This window comes from Streptosporangium sp. NBC_01469 (assembly GCF_036227305.1).
GTDB lineage: Bacteria > Actinomycetota > Actinomycetes > Streptosporangiales > Streptosporangiaceae > Streptosporangium.
The window spans coordinates 10,196,047-10,219,091 of the sequence record NZ_CP109465.1 but is presented as its reverse complement, the minus strand read 5'-3'; the positions used below and the strand labels follow the sequence as shown (position 1 = coordinate 10,219,091).

Genomic DNA, 23,045 nt, shown 5'->3' with positions numbered 1-23,045 from the left:
TCCTCAATCACATGCTCAGGTCGTTGAGTTCCAGGGCGGCGTCGAGCAGCGCCTGGGTGTACTCGTGCTTGGGGGCGGAGAACACCTCGTCCGCGGGGCCGTGCTCGACGATCCGGCCGTCCCGCATGACCACCACCCGGTCGGCGATCTGGTGGACGACGCCGAGGTCGTGGCTGATGAACAGCATGGACAGCCGCCGCGTCGACCGGAGCTCGACGAGCAGGCGCAGCACCTGTGACTGCACCGACACGTCCAGCGCGGAAACGGCCTCGTCGCAGACGAGCAGCCGGGGTGTCAGCGCGAGCGCCCGCGCCAGGCTGACCCGCTGGCACTGGCCGCCGGAGAGCTGGGCCGGATAGCGCTCGGCGACGTCGGGGTTCAGTCCCACGTCGGCGAGCACGGCCTCGATGGCGCTCCCGCGTGGTCCCTCCGGTGCGGCGTCGGGGTGCGTGAGCCAGGCCTCGTCGACGATGTCGCCGGCCCGCATGCGGGGGTTCAGCGAGGATCGCGGGTCCTGGAACACCATCTGGATCGCCCGCCGCAGTTCCGGCGTACGACGTGCTGGGAGCTCGGTTCCCTCGAAGGTCATGACACCGGCGTCGGCGCGCCGCAGGCCGGTCACGCACCGCGCGATGGTCGTCTTGCCCGATCCGGACTCCCCGACCACGGCGACGATCTCGTTCTCGGCCACGCTGAGGCTCGCGTCCTCGACGGCGACGAACCGGGATCGGCGCAGTCCGAAGGACCCTCTGATCGGGAAGGTCACCCGCAGCCCGGTCACGGTCAGCACCGGCTCGGCATCCGATGGGTTCGTCATGTCAGCACCTTCTCCGTCTCGTGACACGCGGTCCAGCGACCCGAGCCCACCTCGCGCGGCCGGGGAATCTCGGTACGGCACCGATCGACCGCGAGCGAGCAGCGCGGGTGGAAGGCGCATCCGCCGGGGCGCGGGAGACCAGGTCGGTGCCCTCCCGGTCGGGCAGGTCCACCGACAGCCCGGTGACCCGCGGGAGCACGTCGGGGCCCGTTTCGTCCGTCGTGGTTTCCGTCACCGGTCAGCTACCCGACAGGGTCGCTTTGGAGAAGTCCGGATATCCAAGGGCGTCGAGGGTGAAGCCGGACAGGTTCTTGTTCCACACATAGGACACCTTCGACGTCATCGGGAACATGCCGACGGCGTCATCCCAAATGATCTTCGATGCCTGGGCGTACAGCTTCGCCCGCTCGTCGCGGTCGGCGTCGGAACCGGCCCGCGCCAGCAGCTTGTCCAGCTCCGGGTTGCAGTAGCCGTTGCGCTTGGCGTCGCAGGTGTACAGGCGGCCGAGGTTGGTCGCCGCGTCGTATCCGGCGGTGCCGAGCAACTGGAAGTTGACGTCCCACTTGAGCGCCAGCAGGTCCTCGATGAAGACCGCCTGCTCCTTCTGCAGCAGCTCCGCCTTCACCCCGATCTTGTCCCAGGAGGAGACGACCGCCTGCAGGAAGGGCTTGAACGGGGCCTGGCCGAACTGTACCCGCAACGGTTTGTCGAACGAGTACCCCGCCTCCTCCAGTGCCTTCCTGGCCGCGTCCGGGTCGTACTCCACCGGCGTCTGCGGGGAGTAGCCGAACACCGTGGGCGCCAGCGGCGAATCGGCGGGCTGGCCGGTCACCGGGTACAGGTGCTTGATGATCGTCTTGAAGTCGACCGCCTGCCAGAGCGCCTTGCGGACCTTCGCGGTGGATATCGCTGATGTGCCGGAGTTGAACCACATGGTGAAGTTGCCGTTGCTGGGAACAGCCTGGACCTTCAGGTTCGCGTCCGACTGCAGGGACGGGATCTGGTCGTCCGGCACGCCCCACACCAGGTCGATCTCACCGGTCTTCAGCGCGGTCAGCTTGGCCGAGACATCCGGGATGCTGCGGAGCGTCAGGGACCGCACCTTCGGCGCGCCGCCCCAGTACTGCGGGTTCGGCACCAGCTTCAGGTCTGCGCTCGGACTGAAGGACTCGACCGTGAACGGGCCGGAACTGACCGGCTTGCCGAAGTACGAGCCCGCGTCGGTGGGCACCTCCGAGGGAAGGACGAAGAGCGTCGTCACCTTGCTCGGCAGGGCCGGGTCGGGGGTCTTGGCGGTGAAGGTGACCGTGGTGTCGGAGTCCGACTTCGCGGTGACCTCCTTGAAGTTGGCGGCGACCGGGCCGTTCAGCTCGATCACCCGGTCGAACGTGTCGACGACGTCGGCCCCGGTCAGCGGGCTGCCGTCGGAGAACTTCAGCCCGCCGCGCAGGGTGAAGTCCCAGCTCGTCGCGTCCGCGTTCGGCTGCCACGACTCCGCGAGGTCCGGCACCAGCTCTCCGGCGGCGTCCGGCTTCACCAGCCGGCCGTAGATCTGCTGGCCGGCGAGTTCCTTGCCGGCCGCGCCGCCCTGGGGTGAACCGGGGTCGATGTTGTCGATGACGAAGGTGCCGCTGGCGACGATCGCCTGGTCGCCTGTGCCTGCCGCCGGTTCGCCGCCGCTTATCGAGCACGCCGAGACGGTCAGGGCGACCGCGACGAGTCCGGCCGCGATGTTGGGTGATCTGTTGGTACGCATTACTGGCGCTCCTGGGGGGTGTGCTGTCATGGAAACGTTCTCTCTCATCACGATCGCGCGCGGCCGTACCGGGCCGTCAGGTTGTCACCGAGCAGGCCCACGCTGACGACGAGGATGGACAGGGCGATGCCCGGCACCGCGGAGATCCACCACGCCGAACTCAGGTACTCCTTGCCGTTGGCGACGGTCTGCCCCCACGAGACCGACGACGTGGGCAACCCGATTCCGAGGAAGCTCAGGCCGGCTTCCGCCAGCACCACCAGGGCGAATTCGAGTGTGGCCATCGCCACGATGGGCCCGACGGTGAATGGCAGGATGTGCCGTCGTAGCAGGCGGCCGGTGCGCACACCGAGAAGCCTGGCCGCGTCGATCCAGTAGCGCTCGCGGACACTGAGCACGACCCCCCTCGCCACCCGCGCGAAGGAGATCCAGCCGGTGACGGAGAGCGCCATGATGATGACCCCGAGGCTCGGCGTGAAGACGCCCGCGATGACGATGGCCAGCAGGATTCCGGGGAACGCCTGCAGGATGTCGATGAACCGGGTGAGAACCGAGTCGACCCAGCCACGGTGGTAGCCGGCGATGAACCCGATGAGCATCCCGATCGCCACGCACACCGCGACCGTGGCGGTCCCGATGAGGACAGAGGTCCGCGCGCCGTACACGACCTGGGCGAACACGTCGCGGCCGAGGGCGTCCGTGCCGAGCGGGGCGGTGGCGCCGGTGGACGTCCGCGCGCCGGGCGCCAGCAGCCGGTCCTCAAGCGGTGTGCGCACCGGGTCGTAGTCGATGAGCATTGGACCGACCACGGCCAGCACGAGGTACAGGCCGATGATGATCGCAGGAACGAGCCCGCCCCCGCGTGCCCGCCGGCGCGTGCGGACCCGCTGCCTGGAACCGGCGAGGCCGGCGAGGCCCGTCATGACGCCGCCGTCGCGCGGATGCGGGGGTCCAGTCGCGCGTAGAGCAGGTCCGTGACGAGGTTGAGCAGGACGATGATCGCGGCGATCATCAGTGTCGCCGCCTGCACGACCGCGTAGTCGCGATTGCCCACCGAGTCCACGATGAGGGTGCCAAGGCCAGGCCAGGCGAAGACGTTCTCCACCACGACCGCACCACCCAGCAGCGCGCCGACCTGCAGCCCGACGACGGTGGTGACCGGAATGAGCGCGTTGCGGAGCACATGGCCGGTCAGTACCTGGCGCGGCGTCAGCCCTTTGGACAGCGCCGTCTGCACGTACGGCTCGGCCATCGCCTCGGCGATGCCGCTGCGTGCCACCCGCGCGACGATCGCGGTGAACGGGAAGGACAGGGTCAGCGCGGGGAGAATGATGCTGCTGAGGCCGCTCACGCCCGAACTCGGCAGCAGGCGCAGCCCGAGGGCGAAGACGAGGATCAGCATGATGCCGAGCCAGAACGTCGGGAACGACTGCAGGACGATGGTGATGGTCGTCACGATCCGGTCCTGCGTCGAGCCGGCCCGGATTCCCGCCGCGGATCCCAGCAGCAACCCCGCGAAGACGGAGATCACCGCCGAGGTGAGGGTCAGGTCGACGGTGGCGGGAAGGCGGGACAGGACCGCGTCGAGCGCGGAGCTCGCCAGGCGATAGGACTGGCCAAAGTCGAGATGGAGGATCTGGCCCATGTAGTCGAGGTACTGAACCGGGATCGGCTGGTCCAGCCCCAGCGTGACGCGCAGGGCGGCGATCTGGCCCGGATCCGCGTCCGGGCCCAGCAGTACCGTGGCCGGATCACCGGGCGCGACCCGCACGATCAGGAAGATCAGGGTGGACGCGCCCCACAGCACGAGCGTACCGGCGAGCAGCCGGCGGACGATCAGGCTCAACACGGTGAGCCGCCTGGCCTGGCCGGGCGAGACACCGGCACGGACGGTGCACGATTCGTCCGCGTAACCCGCTCGGAATTCCTGAGGTTCACGTCGATAATCTCCTGGTCACGCGGTGGGTAACGGGCTGGAAGCGTGCCGGCTGTCGCCTCGCGACAGGTCGGGGTCCGGGAGCCCGTCACGGTTCACGCGTTCGGGGCCGTGACGGCGAGTCGAGCAGTGCCCCGCCGTCCATCAGCGCGGTGCGGAGTTCGGCCACGTCGATCTCCGCCGGCGGCCTTCCCGCGGAGACCGCGATGGCCGCCGCCGCCCCCGCCGCCTGTCCCATGGCCATGCACTGCGCCATCGATCTGACCGAGGCGTGCGCGTCGTGCGTCGCCGACAGGCAACGGCCGGCGACGAGCAGGCCCGACACCTCCTCCGGCAGGAGGGACCGGTACGGCACGCCGTACGTCATGCCGGTCGGATCGCCGTCGCCCCCGACGTACTGCCAGATCGTCGAGGATCCGCCGGCGTGGTCTTCGATCGGCGCGCCGCACTGGGCGACGTCATCGTCGAAGCGGCGAGCGGACAGGACGTCGTCGCGGGTCAGCACGTACCTGCCGACGAGGCGACGGCTCTCGCGGACCCCGATGCGGGTGGAGACGCCCAGCAGGTAGGAGTCCGCGTACCCGGGAACGCGCGACCGCAGGAACCGGGTGTACTCGTGGACCTGCCGGCGGCCCAGCCGCTCGGCCGCGGACAGTTCCCACGGATCCAGCGGGTTCACGCCGTTGACGCGGGTCATGTTCGTGTGGACCACGCCGGGGAGCACCGTGCGGTGCGCCGAGCCCTCGGTGCGGGGCAGCGCGAAGTCGCCCGACTCGGCCGCCGCGCGCATCAGCCGGTGCAGTTCCCCGGGCGGCGTCGCCGTGACGTCCACGTTGCCCAGCCGGAAGGTGGCGGTGAGCGGCTGCACCCGCCGCTCCCCGCCGGGGCGCTCCACCGCGGCGCCGGCCCGCCAGGCGAGTTCGGCGTCGCCGCTGGCGTCGATGAACACCTTCGCGCGGATTCGCCCGCTGCCGGCCCTGGTCTCCGCGATGACCTCGGTGATCCGTTCCTCGTCCATGACGACGCGGCTCACCATGCAGTGCAGCAGCGTCTCGACGGACGCCTCCTCGGTCAGCTCGTCCCAGGCCAGCTTCAACGCCTCGGGCTCGTACGTCACGCCGGTGCCGGCGCCGTAGGTGTTCGGCCGCTCGAACGCCTGGTCCCACGACAGGAGGCGGCGGCAGAGCTCCCAGCCGATTCCCTCGACGACGCGATCGCTCCTTCCGGGGGCGTAGAAGCCGTAGAAGGTGTCGAGCACCGCCGATCCGGTGCCGCCGAGGAAACCCGCCGCCTCGACGAGGAGGGTCCTCGCGCCGGCCCGTGCCGCGGCGACGGCGGCGGCGCAGCCGGCCGATCCTCCGCCCACGACGACGACGTCACCGTGCCACAGGAGCGGTACGGACGCGGCCTCGGTGGTGGTCAGCGGTTCCGGGTGGCTCATCGCAGGTGCCACCCTCCGTCGACGGGGATGACCGCTCCGGTCGTTCGCCTGGCCGCGTCGGACAGCAACCAGCACACGACGCCGGCGACCTCCTCCGGCGAGCAGGCCGTGCCGCCGAGCGGCATCAGCTCCGCCGTCCGGGCCGCGATCCCGGGGGATTCCAGCGCCCGCCGGGCCATCGGAGTGTCCACCAGACCGGCGGAGACCAGGTTCACCCGGACGCCGGCGGGCGCGGCGTCGAACGCGGCCGAGCGCACCAGCGGGATCAGCGCCCCCTTCGCGCTGGCGTACGCCACGGTCCGGAAGTCCCTGTCGAGTGACGTGGCGAGCGCGGAGCCCACGATCACGATCGATCCGCCGGGCGCGATCTTCGGAATCGACGCCCGGAGCAGGCGGAAGACGGACTCGTGATTCACCCGGTGCACCTCGGCCCACGCCTCGTCGGTGCACTCGGTGATGGTGCCGTCGCCCAGCCGCCGGCCCGACATGCCGACCGCGTGCACGACACCGTCGAGGCCGCCGAGCGCGGTGTGCGCCTCGCCGACGGCGAACTCGGCGCCCTCCGGCAGCGTGATGTCCGTCGTGTCGACGTCGACGCCGTGCACCCGCCCTCCGGACGCACGGACGACGTCGGCGCACGCACCGCCGATGCCACCGCCGGCACCGGCCACCAGAACTCGCATCGGCGCGCTCACATCCCGGCCGGATCCGTGCGCAGCGTCCCCGCCGCCCGTCGCGCGAAGTCGAGGTACGCGGCCTCGAACAGCTCCGCACTGCGCTCCTCGCCCACCAGGCGGGAGCTGGTGATGACCGGTGGGACCATACCGTCGGCCGCCAGCAGGCGTGCCGTACGGACCTTGATCTCGTTGACGACCGCCACCGCGGTGAGGGTGCTGACCGGACCGATCGGCTCGCTCACCCCGTCGATGTGGATCAGCGCGTCGCCCACCGGCGAGCAGAGGTCGATCACGACGTCACCGTGGTCGGCCAGGCGGGTGCCGCTCGGGTGCCGGATCCGGCCCGCGTTCGACTCGGCCAGGGACGTCACGGCGATCACCGGGATGCCCGCCTTCTTGGCGCCGATCGCCATCTCGACGGGCACGGCGTTCAACCCGCTGACACTGAAGATCATGAGACTGTCGGTCGGCCGGAGCCGGAAGTTGGACAGGATCTGCTCGGCGAGGCCCTCGACACGTTCGATGAACATCGCCTGGCGTTGCCCGTTCGCGCCGACCACCTGGTTGTGGAAGGTCATCGACAGCTCGACGATCGGATGGAACCCGGGGAACGATCCATAGCGCGGGAAGATCTCTTCGACCGGCATCCGGGAGTGCCCGGTGCCGAACGTGTAGACGACGCCGTCACCGGCGATCGACCGTGCGGCCAGCACGGCCGCCCGCTCGATGGCGGCGTCCTGCGTGCGGTGGACCTCCTCCAGCACCTTCTGTGCCGCGGAAATCCAGCTCATCGTCATCAGGTGTCTCCATCAATGAGGTGGTTCGAGATGGTCTGGTGGGGCGCCACCATGAGTGCGGCTCCGAGCGCGCCCGCTCCGGAGCCCAGGTGCGCGGGCCGGACGCTTACCGGGCCCACCAGCCGGGCCCGCGCGGCCAGCTCGGCCGCGACGGCCTGCTTCATGAACTCGTAGGCGGGCGCGACTCCGCCGCCGATGACGACCGTGGTGGCGCTGGAGTAGGCGATGACGTTGCCCAGGACGAGGCCGAGGGCACGCCCCGCGTCGGCGAGCACGGCGCGCTCCAGGCCGTCGGACCGCACGGCGGCGCCGACCACGTCCGCCGGCGTCTCGGCCCGGCCGCCGCCGGCGCGTACCCGGGCGACGAGCGCGGATCCGCCGGCGACCGTCTCCAGGCAGCCGAACGCCCCGCACCCGCACCGCGCCCCGTCCGGACGGCAGATCATGTGACCCAGCTCGCCCACGGCATCGCCCCGGGCGGACAGGACGCGCCCGTTGAGGGCGAGCGCTCCCCCGATGCCCGTGCCCATCGTCACGAACAGGACGTCGTCCTGTCCCCTGGCCGCCCCGAGCTGGAGTTCGGCGCGCGCGAAGGCCCGCGCGTCGTTGACGAGCCGGACGGGCATGGCCGTCCTGGCTTCCAGCTCGTCGGCGAAGCGCAGGCCGGACCAGTCGCCCGGCAGGTTCGGGATCAGGCGGATGGCGCGCAGATCGTCGGACAGGTGCCCGGGAACGGCCACTCCGACGGCGTTCACCGGCTGGCCGCCGATCAGGTCGGCGACCGCGTCCACGACGGCCGCCGCGTCGAGCCGGGGGGTCGCCCGCCGGCCCTGGTCCAGCATGCCGGAGGCGGGTGACCAGCGGGCCCACTTGATCTGGGTGCCGCCGACGTCGATGCCGAGTACGGCCGTGTGCCCGTCCACGCATCACCCCGAATCGAAGTAGTACAGCCTGTCTAGACTGGTTGTTGAAATTAGCTTTCGTGTACGCGAGTAGTCAAGGCCCTCACATGATGTTCCGGCGTTTGGTGCGGGCGGGCGGGGCGGTGGCGCCGATCGTCGGTCGCGTACCGGGAGGTGGGTCAACCCGTCTAGACTGATGGCCATGCACTCTGGTCAAGGACCCAGGTTTCGACGGCGAGTCACCGCGCGGGTGTGGTCGTGACCAGGCACGCGATCCCTCGCCATCAAGCTGTGGAGCGACACCTGCGAAGCCGGATCGCCGGTTTGCGGCCCGGCGACGCGGTCGAGTCCGATTCGGAGCTGTCCGCCCTGTTCAACGTCAGCCGGATGACCGTGCGCCAGGCCGCGCAGCGCCTCGCCGACGAGGGCCTCATCTATCGCGTGCCCGGGGTCGGCACCTTTGTGGCCGAGCCGAAGGTCCATCGCGACATCGCACGGCTCCGGTCGTTCACCGAGGAGATGACCCGGCGCGGAGCGGTGGCGAGCTCGCGGGTGCTGGTGGTGGAGATTCGCACCGGTCAGCCCGCCGAGCTGGCCGCGCTCCACCTGGCTCCCCGGGCGAAGGTGACACACGTGCGCAGGCTCCGCCTCGCCGACGGGAAACCCGTGGCGATCGAGAACGTGGTGCTTCCGATCTCCTGTGCCGCCGTGCTCAACCACGACCTTGAGCATGGCTCCCTGCACGACGCGCTTCGGGAGATCGGTGAGATTCCCACCGGCGCCACGGGAACCCTGATCGCGGCCAACGCCGGTCAGGACGACGCGGAGTTGCTCGGCGTCCAGCCCGCCGCCGCGCTGCTCGTCGAGGAACGGCTCATCCTCAACCAGAACGGCCAGCCCTTGGAGAACACCCAGACCCGATACGCGGGCGGGGAGTTCGTCTTCCACATCGCGCTGTCGCGATAGTGAGCCTGGAGTCCCCGTTGACAGAAGTGATGACGGTCCGCGGACCGGTGGCACCATCGGAGCTCGGTTACGTCGACGCGCACGAGCACCTCTTCCTGCGCACTCCGGCGTTGCCCGGCGACGACTTCTGGGACGAGGCGAAGTCGACGGCCGAGGCCACGCTGGTCCGGTCGAGCGGCATCGGGACCGTCATCGACCTGACTCCCGTCGGCCTCGGACGCAAGCCGGTCGCGCTGGCCAGGCTGGCCGCCGACGCCGGTCTGCATGTCGTCGCCGCGACCGGATACCACCGGTCGGCGCACTACCCGCCGTGGCACTGGGCGCGCGAGGTCTCCGCCGAGGTGCTCGTCGACATCCTGCTGACGGATCTCACCACCGGCATCGACGGTCGCGACTGGGCCGGTCCACGCCCTGAGCCGACGACGGTCAGGGCCGGCATCGTGAAACTGGGCGCCTCCTACCATCGCATCACGACCGACGAGACCCGCTGGTTCCAGGCCGGCGCCGAAGCGGCGTCGCGAGCGGGCGTGCCCGTGGCCGTGCACTGCGAGAACGGTACGGCGGCGCATGACATCCTCGACACGCTCGCGGGCCTCGGCGTCGCGGCCCACCGGATCCTGTTGGCCCACACGGACCGCAACCCCGACCTCGACCTGCACCGTGAGCTGGCCTCTCGCGGCGCCTACCTCGTCTACGACACGGTGGGCCGGATCAAGTACGGCCCCGACTCGCGCATTCTCGACCTCATCGAGGGCATGGCCGCGGCCGGGCTGGCCGGCCACGTCTGCCTCGGCACGGACGTCGGTCGCCGCTCCATGCTCCGCGCCTACGGTGGCGGGCCGGGAATGGACGTGCTCGGCCGGGTCTTCGTGCCCCGGCTCGAACGTCGGCTGGGGCGTGACATCGCCGACCTGGTCTTGCGAGACGCCGTCGCCGCCCTGTTCTCCGGGCGCTGACCCCGCCCCACCCCTCGCCGAGCTTGGGCCGTCGCGCCTGCTTCAACAGGTCGGTCAGGTTGTCGAAGCCCACCGGGTCGAGGCCGAACGGAAAAGCTCCGGATGGGGCGCGTTCGCCCCATCCGGTGCCCGGGTCGGCTACGAGGCTAGGAGGCGTAGACCTCGAACTCGGAGAGCTGGCCGGCGGGCCAGCCGCTGTTGGCGGTGAAGGTCAGGCGCAGGTGACGCCTGCTGGTGGCCGGGAAGGTGATGGTGGCCGTGTTACCGGTGGCGGGGTTGAAGGTGTAGGTCGCCGACCCGACGACGTTGGTGAAGGTCGTCCCGTCGGTGCTGCCCAGGACGGTGACCGTCTGGGTGCGGGTGGCCCAGGCGGCGGCCGGGGGCAGCTTGAGGACGACCCGGCCGACGCTCTGCGTGGAGCCGAGGTCGACCGTGACCGACTGCGGGAAGGCGTTGCTGTTCGACTCCCAGTAGGTGCTGGCGTTGCCGTCCACGGTGTTGCCCGAGCCGTACACCTGGGCGTGGCTGGTCTCCGTGGTCGGCTTGCCCTGCGCCAGGTTGGTGACGGGCGCCGAGCCGCCGGTGCCGGTCAGGCTCACGGTCAGCGGGCTGTTCGGGTCGTTGCCGGCCACGCTCAGGGTGCCGGTACGGGTGCCCGTCGCGGTGGGGGTGAAGGTGACGTTGACGGTGCAGGAGGCGCCGGCGGCGAGGGTGGTGCCGCAGGTCCTGGTCTGGGCGTAGTCGCCGGTGGTGGCGACCGTGCCGAGCGTCGCCGTGGCGGTGCCGGTGTTGGTGACCGTCACGGCCTGCGCCGGGCTGGTGCTGCCGACCGCCCTGGCGGCGAACGTCAGGCTGACCGGGGAGGCCGCCAGCGACACGGTCGGCGTGGGGTCGCCGCCACCCGGGAAGATCTGGAACTCCGCGATCTGGCCCGCGGGCCAGCCGGTGTTGGCGGTGAGGTTCAGCCGGACATGACGCACGTTCCAGCTGCCCAGCGGGATCGTGACGCTGTTGCCGGTGGCCGGGTTGAAGGTGTAGCCGGCCGAGGGCTTGATGGTGGTCCAGGTGGTGCCGTCGGTGCTGCCCTGGACGGACAGGGTCTGCGTCCTGGTCGCCCACGCGGCCGGCGGCGGCAGCTTCAGGGTGACGGAGCCGACGCTCTGCGAGGTGCCCAGATCGGCCTGCAGCCACTGCGGGAAGGCGTTGCTGTTCGACTCCCAGTAGGTGGCCGTGTTGTCGTCGTTGGCGTTGCTCGGCGGGAAGCCGCCGTTGGAGCTGCTCGCCGTCATCGTCGCGCCGAGCGCGAGGTTGGTGGTCGAGCCGATGCCGCTGCCGGTCAGGCCGACCGTCAGCGGGCTGTTCGGGTCGTTGCTGGCGACGGTCAGGGTGCCGGTACGGGTGCCCGAGGCGGTGGGGGTGAAGGTGACGTTGACGGTGCAGGAGGCGCCGGCGGCGAGGGTGGTGCCGCAGGTCCTGGTCTGGGCGTAGTCGCCGGTGGTGGCGACCGTGCCGAGCGTCGCCGTGGCGGTGCCGGTGTTGGTGACCGTCACGGCCTGCGCCGGGCCGGTGCCGCCGATCTGGCGCGCCCCGAAGGACAGGCTGCCGGGGGAGGCGGTCAGGGCGACGCCGTTGGTGCCGCCACCGGTGAGGCTCACGGTCACCGGGCCGCCGGAAGCGCTGCTGGCAAGGGTGAGCGTACCTGTGCGGGTGCCCGTCGCGGTCGGGGTGAAGGTGACGTTGACCGTGCAGGTCGCGCCCGCGGCGAGGGAGCTGCCGCAGTTGTTGGTCTGGGCGTAGTCGCCGGTGGCGGTCACCGAGCCGATCGGGGCCGCGGTGGCGGCTCCGTTCGTGATGGTGACGGCCTGCGCGGGGCTGGTGCTGCCGACCTGGCGCGCGGCGAAGGACAGGCTGCCCGGGGAGCCGGACAGGCCGCCGGTGTTGCCGCCGCCACCGGGGTAGATGTAGTTCGGCGTGGGCCAGGTGCCGGTGCAGGTCGTGCTGCTGGGGCTCCAGCCGGTGTTGCCGGTCCCCATGACGGGCGTGAAGCCCGCGCCGACGCAGTTGTGGATGGCGACACCCGCGCCGATGTGCGCGGCCCTGACGTTGTTGAACGTCATGTTCGCGCTCGACTGCGCCTGGATCATGTACGTGCCGGTGCCGTCGATGTTCACGTTGTTGAAGTTGACCGTGCTCGTGCTGCCCTCGATCATGTGGATCGCGGCGTACGAGCTGTCCAGGATGTCGGTGTCGGTGACGTTGATGGTGGCGTTGACCGGCTCGTTGAGCCCGCTGAACCAGATGGCTCCGACACCGAAGTGCCAGTTGAAGTCGTTGTTGCCCGCCCGGAGCAGGGTGTTGCGGGCCACGGTGTGGGTTCCGGCGACCGCGGTGCCCTGGCCGGAGTTGACGCCCGGGTAGCGGTTGGCGATGTGGATGCCGCCGCCGTTGCTGACCGTGTCGGCCACCACGTTGTCGGTGATCTGGATGTCCCTGCCGCCGTACGTGACGATGTTGTTGGCCAGCAGCGTGACGCCCACGGTGTTGAAGGTGAACTTGTTGTTCACGTTCGGCAGCCGGTCCGGCCACATCGCCAGGGCGTCGTCACCGGTGTTGCGCAGGAACGTGTTCGTCACCGTCGAGTTGGTGACGCCGGTGTGGAAGTTCACGCCGTCGGCGGTCTGGTCGAGGATGCGGCTGTTCTTGATGGTGAAGTTGTTCATCGGGCCGTCCATCCAGGCGCCGACCTTGGTGTGCTGCATCCACACGTTGTCCACGACCGAGTCGGTCATCGCGCCGCCCATGGCGTTGACCTGGTCGTCGTCGACGCGCTCCATGATCTCGCCGATGATGGCGAAGTCCTTGAGGCTGACGTTGCGGCTCGGGCCGTTCGCCTCGTGGGGACGCACCGGGCCGGTGTAGCCGCCTCCGGGGACGTACTTGCCGTAGACGCCGACGGCCCTGTTGCGCTGCGTGGGGTGGCGCCCGCCCAGCACGCTGTACCAGGGGCCCGCTCCGCGCAGGGTGACACCGTCGACGACCACGTGGTCGTAGAGGTTGTACGTCCCTTCGGGGATGTAGACCTCCTTGGCCTGGGCCTTTCCGGCGTCGACGGCGGCCTGGAAGGCGGCGGTGTTGTCGATGCTCGTGTTGTTCTTGACGGCGCCGAAGTCGTCGACCGACAGCGATCCGGCCGGACGGCCGATCGGGGCGTCGACGACCTCGAAGTCGGCCAGGTCCACGGTGACCGGGATGCCGCCGGTGGACTGGACGCGGACCTTGGCGCCCACGGCGAGCGTGGACCCGAACATGGTCCGCGTCTCGTCGTAGAAGTGGTGGGGGTTGGTGTCGCCGGGGTTGTTGTTGAACGGGTAGCCGCCGTAGTACCAGCCGTACTTGGAGGTGAGGGTCAGGTCCTTCAGGTGCGTGCCGTTGATCCGCAGGCTGGCGGTGGTGTTCTGCCCGGTTCCCGAGGCGTTGTCCGGCACGCTGTAGCGAAGCGTTATCGCGTTGGCCGGCCGGGTGAGCGTGAACTCCACGTACTCGCCCGAGGAGTCGAGCGTCACCGCCCTGCGGCCCGAGGCCTCCGAGGGGAGGCGGCCGTAGATCCGGTCGGGGCCGATCACCTGGCCCGAGTGGGCGGTGTCCTCGGCCTCTATCTCGAAGAAGGGCACGGTGGCGCCGCGCCCAGGGAAGTCGAACGGGGAATCGGCTCGTACGGCGGCTGCGGCGGGGGTGACGGGTAAGGAGACCAGCCCTCCCGCCGTCAGCGCCGCGATCGTGGCGATGGTCCAGGCCTTTAGCCTGCCGGACTTGTTCATCGGCTGACCCTTCACTTTACGAAGAGCCGGACGCTTCGCGGCCAGAGGCGCCGGGGACGCCGGCCGGTGGTGCCCGGGGGGTATCCACACCTTAAAATGACGAACAGATTGCTGCAAGATTTCAGCGAATACATGAAACGTAACGACCATGTTGCGTTGGTTCCCGTACGGAAAGTTTCATGTAAGTGCTTGCGTGGCTCCGGAAGCCGCTTGCGCCGTGATGGAAGCGGCACTCGGCGGTTCGCCCGGCGCGGCCGGTCCGCCTGGCGTGCCCGGTCTGCCCGGTCCGCCCAACGCGCCCGGTCCGCCCAACGCGCCCGGTCCGCCCGGCGTGCCTGGTCCGCCCAACGCGGCCGGTCCGGCCGGTGCTCGCCGGGATAGGGGTGAGGTCCCCCGGGCCGCCGCTGCCGTGATCGCTGGCAGAACATCCGAAATGCGCAATACGAGGAGGTTCGCCGGTTTTTTCGGCGAAGGCCGATGCGCTGCCCTACGATGCTTCATCGTGGTGAGCCGGCACGGTACGGCACGGCGGAACGAAACGACCCCGAGCAGGCCGGACGGCGCCCCGGCGCGAGAGAACGGCGGCGGTCACGTGGGACTGTTCGAGGACGAACGAGAGATGGCGCTGTCGGATGAGTGATCCCGGACTGCGGTTCTCGATACTGGGGCCGGTGCGCGTCTGGCGGGACGGCGACGAGGTGGAGATCGGCTCCCCCCAGCAGCGGCTCGTCTTGGCCGTCCTCCTCCTGGCCGGGGGCAGGACCGTCGGCAACGACCACCTGCTCGACGCCGTCTGGGGCGAGGAGCGTCCCCGCACAGCCATGGGCACGTTGCGCACGTACGTCTCGCGCCTGCGCTCCGCCCTCGGCACCGAGGTGATCACCTCGTTCGGCAGCGGGTACGCCCTCGCCGGCGGGACCTGCGACCTGGTCACGATGGAGAGGCTGTCCGGCGAGGGGAGATACGGCGAGGCCCTGGCGCTCTGGCGGGGAGAGCCGCTCTCCGGGCTGGAGGGTGGCTACGCCGAGGGCCAGCGGGTGCGGCTCGAGGAGCGGCGGCTCGCCGTACTGGAGCGCAGGCTCGCCCAGGAGGTCGAGGAGGGCGGGCACGCCGAGGTCGTCGCCGAGCTGACCGCGCTCTGCGCGGAGCATCCGGCCAGGGAACGGTTCTCCGGCCTGCTGATGCTGGCGCTGTACCGCTCGGGCAGGCAGGCCGAGGCGATCGGCGTGTTCACCGACACCCGGAAACTGCTCGCCGAGGGTCTCGGCATCGATCCCTCACCCGAGCTGGCGGAGCTCTATCAAAGGATCATCACGGCGGACCCCGCCCTCGGCCGGAAGAAGGTGGCGAGCCCGGTCGCCAGGCAGGTGCCCCGGCAGCTCCCCGCCGACACCGCGGACTTCACCGGCAGGGAGCCCGAGGTCGACGAGATGGTGGACGCCCTGAGGCCGGGGAACACCTCGGCACTGGTGATCTCGGCCGTGTCGGGCGCGGGTGGCATGGGCAAGACCACCCTGGCCGTCCACGTGGCGCACCGGCTCGCACCGGACTACCCCGACGGCCAGCTTTTCGTGAACCTCAGGGGCTCGACGGCGCAGCCGCTCGCACCGGAGACCGTGCTCGCCCGGTTCCTGCGCTCCCTCGGGGCGGAGGTCCCGGCTGACTCCGAGGAGCCGGGCGAGCGGGCGGCCATGTACCGCTCCACGCTGGCGGACCGGCGGATGCTCGTCGTGCTGGACAACGCCGCGAACGCGGCGCAGGTACGGCCGCTGCTGCCGGGCGCCGCCGGGTGCGCGGTGTTGGTGACGAGCCGCGCGAAGATGATCGGCCTGGCCGGCGTACGCCAGGTCGACCTGGGCGTGCTGCCCCACGACGAGGCGATGGCGCTGCTGGCCAAGGTGGTGGGGGAGGCGCGGGTGGCCGCCGAGCGCGAGGCGGCGGCGGACCTGATCGGGGCGTGCGGGTACCTGCCCCTCGCGATCAGGATCGTGGCCTCGCGGCTCGCGGCGCGGCCCGCCTGGAGCGTGGCCAGGATGCGCGACCGGATGGCCGACGAGCGCCGGCGCCTGGCGGAACTGCGCGTGGACGACCTCGCCGTCGAGGCGACGTTCGCCCTCGGCTACGACCAGCTCGACGCCGCGCACGCCTCGGCGTTCCGGCTGCTGGCCGTCCCCGACGCGTCCGACTTCTCGCTGGGCTCGGCGGCGGCCGTACTGGGCCTGGACGAGCCGGACGCGGAGGAGGTGTGCGAGGCGCTGGTGGACGTGAGCATGCTGGAGTCGCCCTCTCCCGGCCACTACCGCTACCACGACCTCCTCAAGATCTTCGCCCGGTCGCGGCCGGACGACGAGGACGCGCGGCGAGCCGCGCTGACCAGGCTGCTCGGCCACTACCTCGCCGGCATGACGGCGGCCTACCACCTCACCTATCCGGGCATCCCGCTGTTCGGCCCGGACCGGCCGTCCGGTGCGGGGCCGTCCTTCGTGGACGAGGAGGCCGGGGTGATCTGGGCGGAGGACGAGGAGCAAGGGGTGATCGGCTGCGTGCACCAGATCGCCCGGACACCGGGAAGCGTCCTCTCCGACGCGATACGGCTGCTCGACATGGCGTCCGACGTACTGGAGACCGACGTGACCCCCGAGCGCTACGAGCGGGCGGCCGGGGCCCTCGTCGAGGCGGCGGCGGCCCGCGGGGAACGCCGCGCCGAGGCGCACGCCCGGTGTGTGCGCGGCGGGTTCTGGGCGGGCCGCTGGTTCCTCGACGCGGCGATCGAGGACGGCGTCGCCGCGCGGGACCTCAGCCTCGCCGAGGGCGACCTGGCACGGTACGCGGAGAGCCTCAACCTGCTGGCCACGGTCGCCTCCAACCGCGGCTCGGAGACCGAGGCGATCGCGCTGTACGCCGAGGCGATCGAGGTCTGGCGCGGGCTCGGCGACCGAAGCAGCGAGACCGTCGGCCTGGGCAACATGGCGCTCGCGCTCGCGTCGGCCGACAGGACCGACGAGGCGGTGGAGGCCGTGGAACTGGCCGACCGCACCATCCGCGAGCTGGGCGGCGGGGCGGATCCCGACATCATGTACCGGTCGGCCGTCGTGCTGCGCGACGCCGGGCGACCCGAGGAGGCGCTCTCCCGGCTCCTGGAGACGCGGAAGGCGTACCGGAGACTCAAGCAGCGCGTCCGGGAGGGGGCGACCCTGCTGCGGATGGCCGAGACCCACCTCGCCCTGGGACAGCTGGACCGTGCCGTCGACTGCGCCGAGGACTCGCTGGGCCTCATGGCGGAGGCGGGCGACGAATGGATCCAGGGCAAGGCGCTCGTCGCGCTCGGCCAGGCCTTCTCCCGGCTCGGCCAGCCGGGCAGGGCCGGGGCGTGCCTGGCCGAGGCGCTTGAGATCTTCGTGCGGCGGGACATGCCCGAGGCGGGCGAGGTACGGGCCCTGCTGGACCGGGACGAGGCCTCGCGGTGGGATACCGAGCCCAAAGAGACCGCCCTGACCTGCTGACCTGCTGAGCGACGGTGTGCCGCCCGGCCGTGGGGTGTGCGTGGCCGGTGGGCCGGAAGCGGGCGGGGAACCCGTGCTCGGGCCCGGAATTGTCGGTGCCGGCTGGCATCATCAGGGGTGTGGACCTGCACTACTACGCGCGCGTCGTCGCTCCGGCCGTCAGGACGGCCGGTCGGCGACGCGTGGTGTCCTCCCTGAGGGGAAGCGAGGAGGACGGCGGCGGTGGTGCGGTCCGACACGCGCGGCCAACCCGGGGTGGCTCGCCACAGGAGGAGGCACTCTTTCCCTGAGGTCCTGCGGGTGGGGATGTCGAGAACGCATCCGTGGCTCCGATTCTCTGTGATCAGCGAAGCGAGACGGACGACGATTTTCGAGGAGGAACGACCATGCAGCCCATGAGGACGAACACTCTGAAGGTTCCCGGCGCGACCCTTCACCACGAGATCCGCGGCTCGGGGCCGACCCTGTTGCTGATCTGCGGCGGGATCTACGACGCCGCGGGATACGCGGGCCTGGCCGAGCGGCTCGCCGACCGCTACACCGTGGTGACCTACGACCGGCGCGGCAACTCGCGCAGCCCCCTGGACGGGCCTCCGGAGCCGCAGAGCATCGAGGTGCACGGCGACGACGCGCACCGCGTGCTGGTGGAGGCGGGGGTCACCGCCGACGAGCCCGCGTACGTCTTCGGCAACAGTTCCGGTGCGATCATCGGCCTGGAGCTGGCCGCCCGCCACCCCGAGCAGGTGCGCACCCTGGTCTCCCACGAACCGCCCCTCTTCGAGCTGCTGCCCGACCGTGACCGCTGGCGCGCCGTCGTCCAGGACGTGGAGGAGGCGTTCGCCAAGGAGGGGGCCGGAGCCGCCATGCAGGCCTTCGCCACCGGGTTCGACAGGACCGGCAGCGAGCACGAGGAGGCGGCCACCCGCGGGGAGCGGGGAGAGCCCACCCCCGAGATGGCGGAGGCGATGGGGCGCATGGAGAAGAACACGGAGTTCTTCATCGGCTACGAGGTGCCGCCGTTCGTCAGATACATCCCCGACACCGACGCGCTGCGGGCCTCCTCGGCGCGCGTCGTGATGGTGGCGGGCGAGGACTCGGAGGGGCAGCCGCCCTACCGGGCCTCCTTCGTCGTCGCCGAGCGGATCGGGGGGCGGCACGTGATGTTCCCCGGTGACCACGGGGCCTTCGGCACCCAGCACGAGGCGTTCGCCGCCAAGCTCGACGAGGTGCTTTCGAGCCCCTGAGAGCTTTCCGGCCCCTGGGAGAACGCGGCCCGACGAGGCCGAGCACGGCCGTCTCCTGACAACCCGGCCCGGGAGGCGGTCGTGACCGCACCGACGGGCCGCTCCGGTCTCTCCGGTTCTGCCGGTTTCGTCCGTAGTGCTCTGGCTTGTGGGCCGGAGGTGAAGCGGACTGTCTCGCGTAGCGGGGTAAGAACAGCCGATGCGCTCCACGCTCTCGCGGAGAGAGGTGAGGTCGCCTACACCCGCGTGCGCGCTTCCTCGATCTGGCGCGCGATGTTCTTCGCGCCGGTGGCCTCGGCGAGGGCAGCAGCCTCCTCGGCCAACGCGAGCGCGTCGTCACGGCGCCCCTCCGCGGCGGCGATGTAGATCAGCCCGACCATGTTCGCGGCGACGCCCGGAAGGAAGCCGAGTTCACGGCGGAGCCGCGCTGACTCCTCCAACCGTTCCCGTGCCGTCTCCAGCCGTCCGGCGGCGTGCTCCGCGGTACCCAGGTGCCGAAGCGCGTACGACATCGTCAGCTTGTCGCCGGCCCGCGCCGCGAGTTCGTGCGACCGTTCAAAGATCGGGACCGCGGTCTCGTGGTCCCCGCGGACGACCTGATGGAAGATGCCGACCCAGAACAGCGACTCGCCCTCGCCGCGGAGGTCACCGAGCGTCCGGTAGAGCTCCACCGCACGCTCGAACAGCGCCGGCTCGCGCGGGTCCTCGTTTCCGTCCTCGAAGAAGCGCGCGTGCATGATCCGGCCACGGGCCAGGGCCAGACCGGCCTCGACCGCGTCCAGCTCCCGGTCGGCCACCTCCAGCACTCCGGCCTCGCCGTCGAAAACCGCGCGATCGTAGAGCGACCTGGCCCGTTCGAGCCGTCCTTCCGCGCTCATCCGCTCAACCCCCGTCCACCCGTGTCCGCCCGCCGCGTCGAACACCGTACGCGGCGGACGAGGCGTGGCACCAGCCCCCGGCCGTCGCGAGAACCTGGGAGACAGAGCCGATGAGTCGCGTCGCCCAGCGCATCCTGGCGATGGCCGCAGCGATCTGGCACAACAAGCAAGACCGATGCACCGATCACCCGGTCACCGATCGCCTACGGCCACTGACCTACTTCGGAACTTCTCGTCTGGGCAGTGGCCGGTGGCGGCAAGGCAGAGGAGAGTGGCATCCGGACGCGCTCAGGCGAAGTAGTGGCCCTCCTTCAGGTCGGCGATCAGTCCCGGACAGGTCGGCTGCCATCCGAGCAGGTCGCGAGTGATCTGTGCTGAGGCGGGGCCGGCGACTCCCCAGAAGCCGCCGAGCCAGCCGACGTATTCTCCGGCCTGCTCGGGGGTGACGGAGACGGCGGGAACGCCGAGGTGTGACGCGAAGACCTCGGCGACCTCGCGGATCGGGACGCCCTCGTCGCCGACCGCGTGCAGTACCGACCCGGCCGGCGCGGACTCGAGCGCGAGGCGGAACAGGCGCGCGGCGTCGTCGCGGTGGACGGACGGCCAGCGGTTGGCGCCGTCGCCGACGTAGACCGCGGCGCCTTTCTCGCGCGCGAATCCGACCGCGGTCGAGATGAACCCGTTGTCGCCGTTGCCGTGCGTGGCCGGCGGGAGACGCACGACCGAGGAGCGGACTCCGTGGCCGGCGAGCGCGAGAGTGTGGTGGGCGTTGCCCATCCGCCCGCCTGCGCCGCTGATCGGACCCTCGCGATTCCCGGCATCCGCCAGTCCGTCGCGTTCGGTGGCGACGACTCCGGACGGGAGTCCGAGCACGCCGAGGATGCCGGAGGCGATGACGAAGGGTTTGCCGGTCTCGAACAAAGCGCCGCCGCCGAAGGCGCAGGGCCGTGCTGAACAGTCGGTCGCGCGAGGTGATACATCGCGCGGCCGAGTCGAGTGATTGGACGGGTCAGGGCAGCTCAGTGTCGCGGGATGCCCAGGGTGACGAGCAGGTCTTCGTGGAGCTGGAACCACACGGTGTGGTACGACTCAAGGTTGTCCGACACGTAGTCCAGCTCGCCGGCCCCGGCGCGCGCGAGCGCGTCGGTGAGCCGGGCCTGATACCGCTGGAACCGGAGCATCGCCGCGTACAGGCCCGCGCAGGCGACGTCGGCACGCCGATTGAAGTCCGCGAACCGGTCCAGGACCCGGGAGTCGTAGGCCGGGTCGGTGTGGTCGTTCGGTATCGCGACACCGTCGACGAACCGCATCTGCCACGCCGTGCAGAGATCCAGCAGCTCCGGGTTGAGCACGAGGAAGTCGTCGTACGCCTCGGCCACCACGGTCCGGGTGCCCGCCGTGTCGAGCTCGGCGGAGATCCGCTTGGCGTCCTCGACGCGACCGGCCTCGGTGAGACCCCATCCACCGAAGTCACCCGCGGCGTACGTGACGAGGCCGGCCACCGCGAGATCGATCAGCTCGGATTCGACATCGGCCTCGGGGAGCCCCGTCGCCTCGGCCACGCGGGCGAGGCCGGCGAACCCGACGCAGCGAAGCGTGTGGAGCGCCAGCAGGTCGGCGCTGGTCGCGTGGGGTGGGTTCGGCACGCCGATATGCTACATCGATGGCCTGGATTCACCCGCTTTCTGAGGACGTCGAGGAGACCGCGAGCGTCCTTGGCGGCAAGGGGTACGGCCTGGTCGTGCTGCGACGGCTTGGGGTGCCCGTGCCCCCCGGGTTCGTCATCGGCACCGGGGCGTGTCGCGCCTTCCTCCGTGACGGGCGGTTTCCAGACGGCCTCGACGCCGAGCTGGCGTCCGCCGTCTCCGGGCTCGAAGCCGCCACGCGACGGCGCCTTGGCGGCTCCGAGCGGCCACTGGCGGTGTCGGTGCGCTCGGGCGGCAGCGTGTCGATGCCCGGCATGATGAACACGATCCTCAACCTCGGTCTCACCACCGAGACCACGGCGGGGCTGGCGGCCGAGACGGGCGACCCGCGCTTCGCGCTCGACTCGCGCCTGCGGTTCCTGTCCGGTTTCGCCTCGGCGGTCTTCGGCGTGGAGCCGGAGAGCCTGGAAGCCGTGGCGCGCGAGGTGGCCGAACGCGGCGACGGCAACGGCGACGAGGAGACACGCCTCGCCGACGCGATCCGAGGCGTCGAGGCCCTCATCGGCGGACGGGCCGGCGGATCGGTGCCGGACGACGCGACGGAGCAACTGGAGCCGGCCATCCGGGCCGTGTTCTCCTCCTGGGACACACCGCGCGCCAGAACCTACCGCGCACTGCACGACATCCCACACGAACTCGGCACGGCCGTCATCGTGCAGGCCATGGTGTTCGGGAATCGCGACGACCACAGCGGCACCGGTGTCGCGTTCAGCCGCGACCCCAACACCGGGGAGAACGTCCCGTTCGGTGAGGTCCTGTTCGGCCGCCAGGGCGAGGACGTCGTCTCCGGGAGGTCGACGACCCGGCCGCTGGCCGACCTGGCCGAACGGGAGCCGGCGGTGTGGACCGGCCTTCTGGAGGCGATGAACCGGCTCGAGGAGCACTACCGCGACACGTGCTACGTGGAGTTCACCTTCGAGGCGGGCGAGCTGTGGATCCTGCAGACGCGGCCAGGCAACCTCGTCGGGCGCGCCGCCGTCCGCGTCGCGGTCGACCTGGCCGACGAGGGCGTCATCGGCCGCCGCGAGGCACTGCTCCGGGTATCTCCGCACCACCTCCGCCACGCCCGTACGCCCCGGATGGAGACGGCCGACGCGAGTGACCTTTTTACCCGAGGGCTGGGTGCCTGCCCGGGGGTCGCGGTCGGCAGGGTGGCGACCACCGCCGACAAGGCGGCGCGGATGGCCGCCGACGGCCCGGTCATCCTGGTCCGTCCACACACCTCCCCGCTCGACATGCACGGCCTGGCCGCCGCCGCGGGAGTCGTCACCGCCAGGGGCGGGCCGACCAGCCACGCCGCCGTCGTCGCGCGGGCGATGGGCAAACCCGCCGTCGTGGGAGCCGCGGATCTCACGGTCGACGTCGCCGCCGCCTGCGTGCGAGCCGGTGGACGCACCCTCCCGGAGGGCACGCTCATCACCATTGACGGGACCGGCGGAGAGGTCCTCGTCGGTGGCCACCGCCCCGCCACGGCCACGACCGACTCCCACCTGCACCGCCTGCTCGAATGGGCCGACGAGGTCTCGGGCGTCGGCTCGGGCGTCGACTCGGGCCGCGACGAGGCGGAACGCCTCACGGCGGCCCGCGCGGTCCTTCTTGCTGTGACCGCATAGGTTCACCGGGTTGGTGGTCGTGGCGGTTGGATGTG

18 protein-coding genes are annotated in these 23,045 nt (G+C 71.0%); 6 read left to right on the top strand and 12 right to left on the bottom strand.

The features are described from left to right. Window positions 1-7: 7 nt before the first annotated feature. From OG587_RS44525 to OG587_RS44490, 8 genes are all read right to left on the bottom strand, one after another. On the bottom strand, window positions 8-817 hold the full coding sequence (locus OG587_RS44525) for an ATP-binding cassette domain-containing protein (RefSeq protein ID WP_329084930.1): 810 nt from the start codon (window positions 815-817) through the stop codon (window positions 8-10). Between the two features lie 238 nt (window positions 818-1,055). Next, window positions 1,056-2,573, bottom strand: coding sequence for an ABC transporter substrate-binding protein (locus OG587_RS44520; protein ID WP_329084928.1), 1,518 nt, complete (start codon window positions 2,571-2,573; stop codon window positions 1,056-1,058). Between the two features lie 47 nt (window positions 2,574-2,620). Continuing rightward, on the bottom strand, window positions 2,621-3,496 hold the full coding sequence (locus OG587_RS44515; protein ID WP_329084925.1) for an ABC transporter permease: 876 nt from the start codon (window positions 3,494-3,496) through the stop codon (window positions 2,621-2,623). Beyond that, window positions 3,493-4,422, bottom strand: a complete 930-nt coding sequence (locus tag OG587_RS44510; RefSeq protein ID WP_329084924.1) for an ABC transporter permease — start codon at window positions 4,420-4,422, stop codon at window positions 3,493-3,495. The genes OG587_RS44515 and OG587_RS44510 overlap by 4 nt, the downstream gene beginning before the upstream one ends. Window positions 4,423-4,597: 175 nt before the next feature. Then, complete coding sequence (locus tag OG587_RS44505; protein ID WP_329084922.1) at window positions 4,598-5,950, bottom strand: FAD-dependent oxidoreductase; 1,353 nt, start codon at window positions 5,948-5,950, stop codon at window positions 4,598-4,600. After that, a complete protein-coding gene (locus OG587_RS44500; RefSeq protein WP_329084920.1) occupies window positions 5,947-6,633 on the bottom strand; it encodes an SDR family oxidoreductase in 687 nt (228 codons plus the stop codon). The genes OG587_RS44505 and OG587_RS44500 overlap by 4 nt, the downstream gene beginning before the upstream one ends. Before the next feature lie 8 nt (window positions 6,634-6,641). Next, the gene (locus OG587_RS44495) at window positions 6,642-7,424 is read right to left on the bottom strand and encodes an SIS domain-containing protein (RefSeq protein ID WP_329084919.1); all 783 of its coding nucleotides are present in this window, start codon (window positions 7,422-7,424) and stop codon (window positions 6,642-6,644) included. After that, window positions 7,424-8,347 carry an ROK family protein gene (locus OG587_RS44490; RefSeq protein WP_329084917.1) on the bottom strand — a complete coding sequence of 308 codons (924 nt, stop codon included), beginning with the start codon at window positions 8,345-8,347 and terminating at the stop codon, window positions 7,424-7,426. The genes OG587_RS44495 and OG587_RS44490 overlap by 1 nt, the downstream gene beginning before the upstream one ends. Before the next feature lie 270 nt (window positions 8,348-8,617). Between OG587_RS44490 and OG587_RS44485 the strand changes: the two genes are divergently transcribed. Both OG587_RS44485 and OG587_RS44480 read left to right on the top strand, forming a co-directional pair. Next, a complete protein-coding gene (locus OG587_RS44485) occupies window positions 8,618-9,292 on the top strand; it encodes a GntR family transcriptional regulator (RefSeq protein ID WP_329084916.1) in 675 nt (224 codons plus the stop codon). 26 nt (window positions 9,293-9,318) lie between these two features. Next, entirely contained in the window at window positions 9,319-10,248 is a 930-nt protein-coding gene (locus OG587_RS44480; protein WP_329094202.1) for a phosphotriesterase family protein, read from the top strand. Between the two features lie 146 nt (window positions 10,249-10,394). Here the strand turns inward: OG587_RS44480 and OG587_RS44475 are convergent, their stop codons facing one another. Next, a complete protein-coding gene (locus OG587_RS44475; RefSeq protein WP_329084915.1) occupies window positions 10,395-14,066 on the bottom strand; it encodes a choice-of-anchor D domain-containing protein in 3,672 nt (1,223 codons plus the stop codon). A 632-nt stretch (window positions 14,067-14,698) separates the two neighbouring features. Here OG587_RS44475 and OG587_RS44470 point away from each other — a divergent pair. Beyond that, window positions 14,699-17,569: an AfsR/SARP family transcriptional regulator gene (locus tag OG587_RS44470; RefSeq protein ID WP_329084913.1), complete on the top strand. Its 2,871-nt coding sequence runs from the start codon at window positions 14,699-14,701 to the stop codon at window positions 17,567-17,569. Between the two features lie 395 nt (window positions 17,570-17,964). Then, window positions 17,965-18,813, top strand: coding sequence for an alpha/beta fold hydrolase (locus OG587_RS44465; protein WP_329084911.1), 849 nt, complete (start codon window positions 17,965-17,967; stop codon window positions 18,811-18,813). A gap of 236 nt (window positions 18,814-19,049) precedes the next feature. Here OG587_RS44465 and OG587_RS44460 read toward each other — a convergent pair whose 3' ends face one another. Together OG587_RS44460 and OG587_RS44455 are read right to left on the bottom strand one after the other, a co-directional pair. Beyond that, on the bottom strand, window positions 19,050-19,691 hold the full coding sequence (locus OG587_RS44460; RefSeq protein ID WP_329084908.1) for a tetratricopeptide repeat protein: 642 nt from the start codon (window positions 19,689-19,691) through the stop codon (window positions 19,050-19,052). A gap of 288 nt (window positions 19,692-19,979) precedes the next feature. Next, window positions 19,980-20,411 (bottom strand): hypothetical protein, encoded by a 432-nt coding sequence (locus OG587_RS44455; protein WP_329084906.1) that lies wholly within the window; start codon window positions 20,409-20,411, stop codon window positions 19,980-19,982. An 18-nt stretch (window positions 20,412-20,429) separates the two neighbouring features. Here OG587_RS44455 and OG587_RS44450 point away from each other — a divergent pair, with 18 nt between their 5' ends. Further along, window positions 20,430-20,645, top strand: coding sequence for a hypothetical protein (locus OG587_RS44450; protein ID WP_329084904.1), 216 nt, complete (start codon window positions 20,430-20,432; stop codon window positions 20,643-20,645). A 65-nt stretch (window positions 20,646-20,710) separates the two neighbouring features. Here the strand turns inward: OG587_RS44450 and OG587_RS44445 are convergent, their stop codons facing one another. Further along, window positions 20,711-21,337, bottom strand: coding sequence for a transcriptional regulator (locus tag OG587_RS44445; protein ID WP_329084903.1), 627 nt, complete (start codon window positions 21,335-21,337; stop codon window positions 20,711-20,713). A gap of 17 nt (window positions 21,338-21,354) precedes the next feature. On the opposite strand from OG587_RS44445, the gene OG587_RS44440 reads away from it, so the two are divergent. Further along, window positions 21,355-23,010 carry a pyruvate, phosphate dikinase gene (locus OG587_RS44440; protein WP_329084901.1) on the top strand — a complete coding sequence of 552 codons (1,656 nt, stop codon included), beginning with the start codon at window positions 21,355-21,357 and terminating at the stop codon, window positions 23,008-23,010. Window positions 23,011-23,045: the final 35 nt, after the last annotated feature.

Coding starts and splice junctions, on each gene's coding strand:
- OG587_RS44465 (WP_329084911.1), top strand. CDS start 17,965: ATGAGGACGAACACTCTGAAGGTTCCCGGCGCGACCCTTCACCACGAG.
- OG587_RS44440 (WP_329084901.1), top strand. CDS start 21,355: ATGGCCTGGATTCACCCGCTTTCTGAGGACGTCGAGGAGACCGCGAGC.
- OG587_RS44495 (WP_329084919.1), bottom strand. CDS start 7,424: ATGACGATGAGCTGGATTTCCGCGGCACAGAAGGTGCTGGAGGAGGTC.
- OG587_RS44470 (WP_329084913.1), top strand. CDS start 14,699: ATGAGTGATCCCGGACTGCGGTTCTCGATACTGGGGCCGGTGCGCGTC.
- OG587_RS44515 (WP_329084925.1), bottom strand. CDS start 3,496: ATGACGGGCCTCGCCGGCCTCGCCGGTTCCAGGCAGCGGGTCCGCACG.
- OG587_RS44520 (WP_329084928.1), bottom strand. CDS start 2,573: ATGCGTACCAACAGATCACCCAACATCGCGGCCGGACTCGTCGCGGTC.
- OG587_RS44500 (WP_329084920.1), bottom strand. CDS start 6,633: ATGCGAGTTCTGGTGGCCGGTGCCGGCGGTGGCATCGGCGGTGCGTGC.
- OG587_RS44475 (WP_329084915.1), bottom strand. CDS start 14,066: ATGAACAAGTCCGGCAGGCTAAAGGCCTGGACCATCGCCACGATCGCG.
- OG587_RS44460 (WP_329084908.1), bottom strand. CDS start 19,691: ATGAGCGCGGAAGGACGGCTCGAACGGGCCAGGTCGCTCTACGATCGC.
- OG587_RS44525 (WP_329084930.1), bottom strand. CDS start 817: ATGACGAACCCATCGGATGCCGAGCCGGTGCTGACCGTGACCGGGCTG.
- OG587_RS44505 (WP_329084922.1), bottom strand. CDS start 5,950: ATGAGCCACCCGGAACCGCTGACCACCACCGAGGCCGCGTCCGTACCG.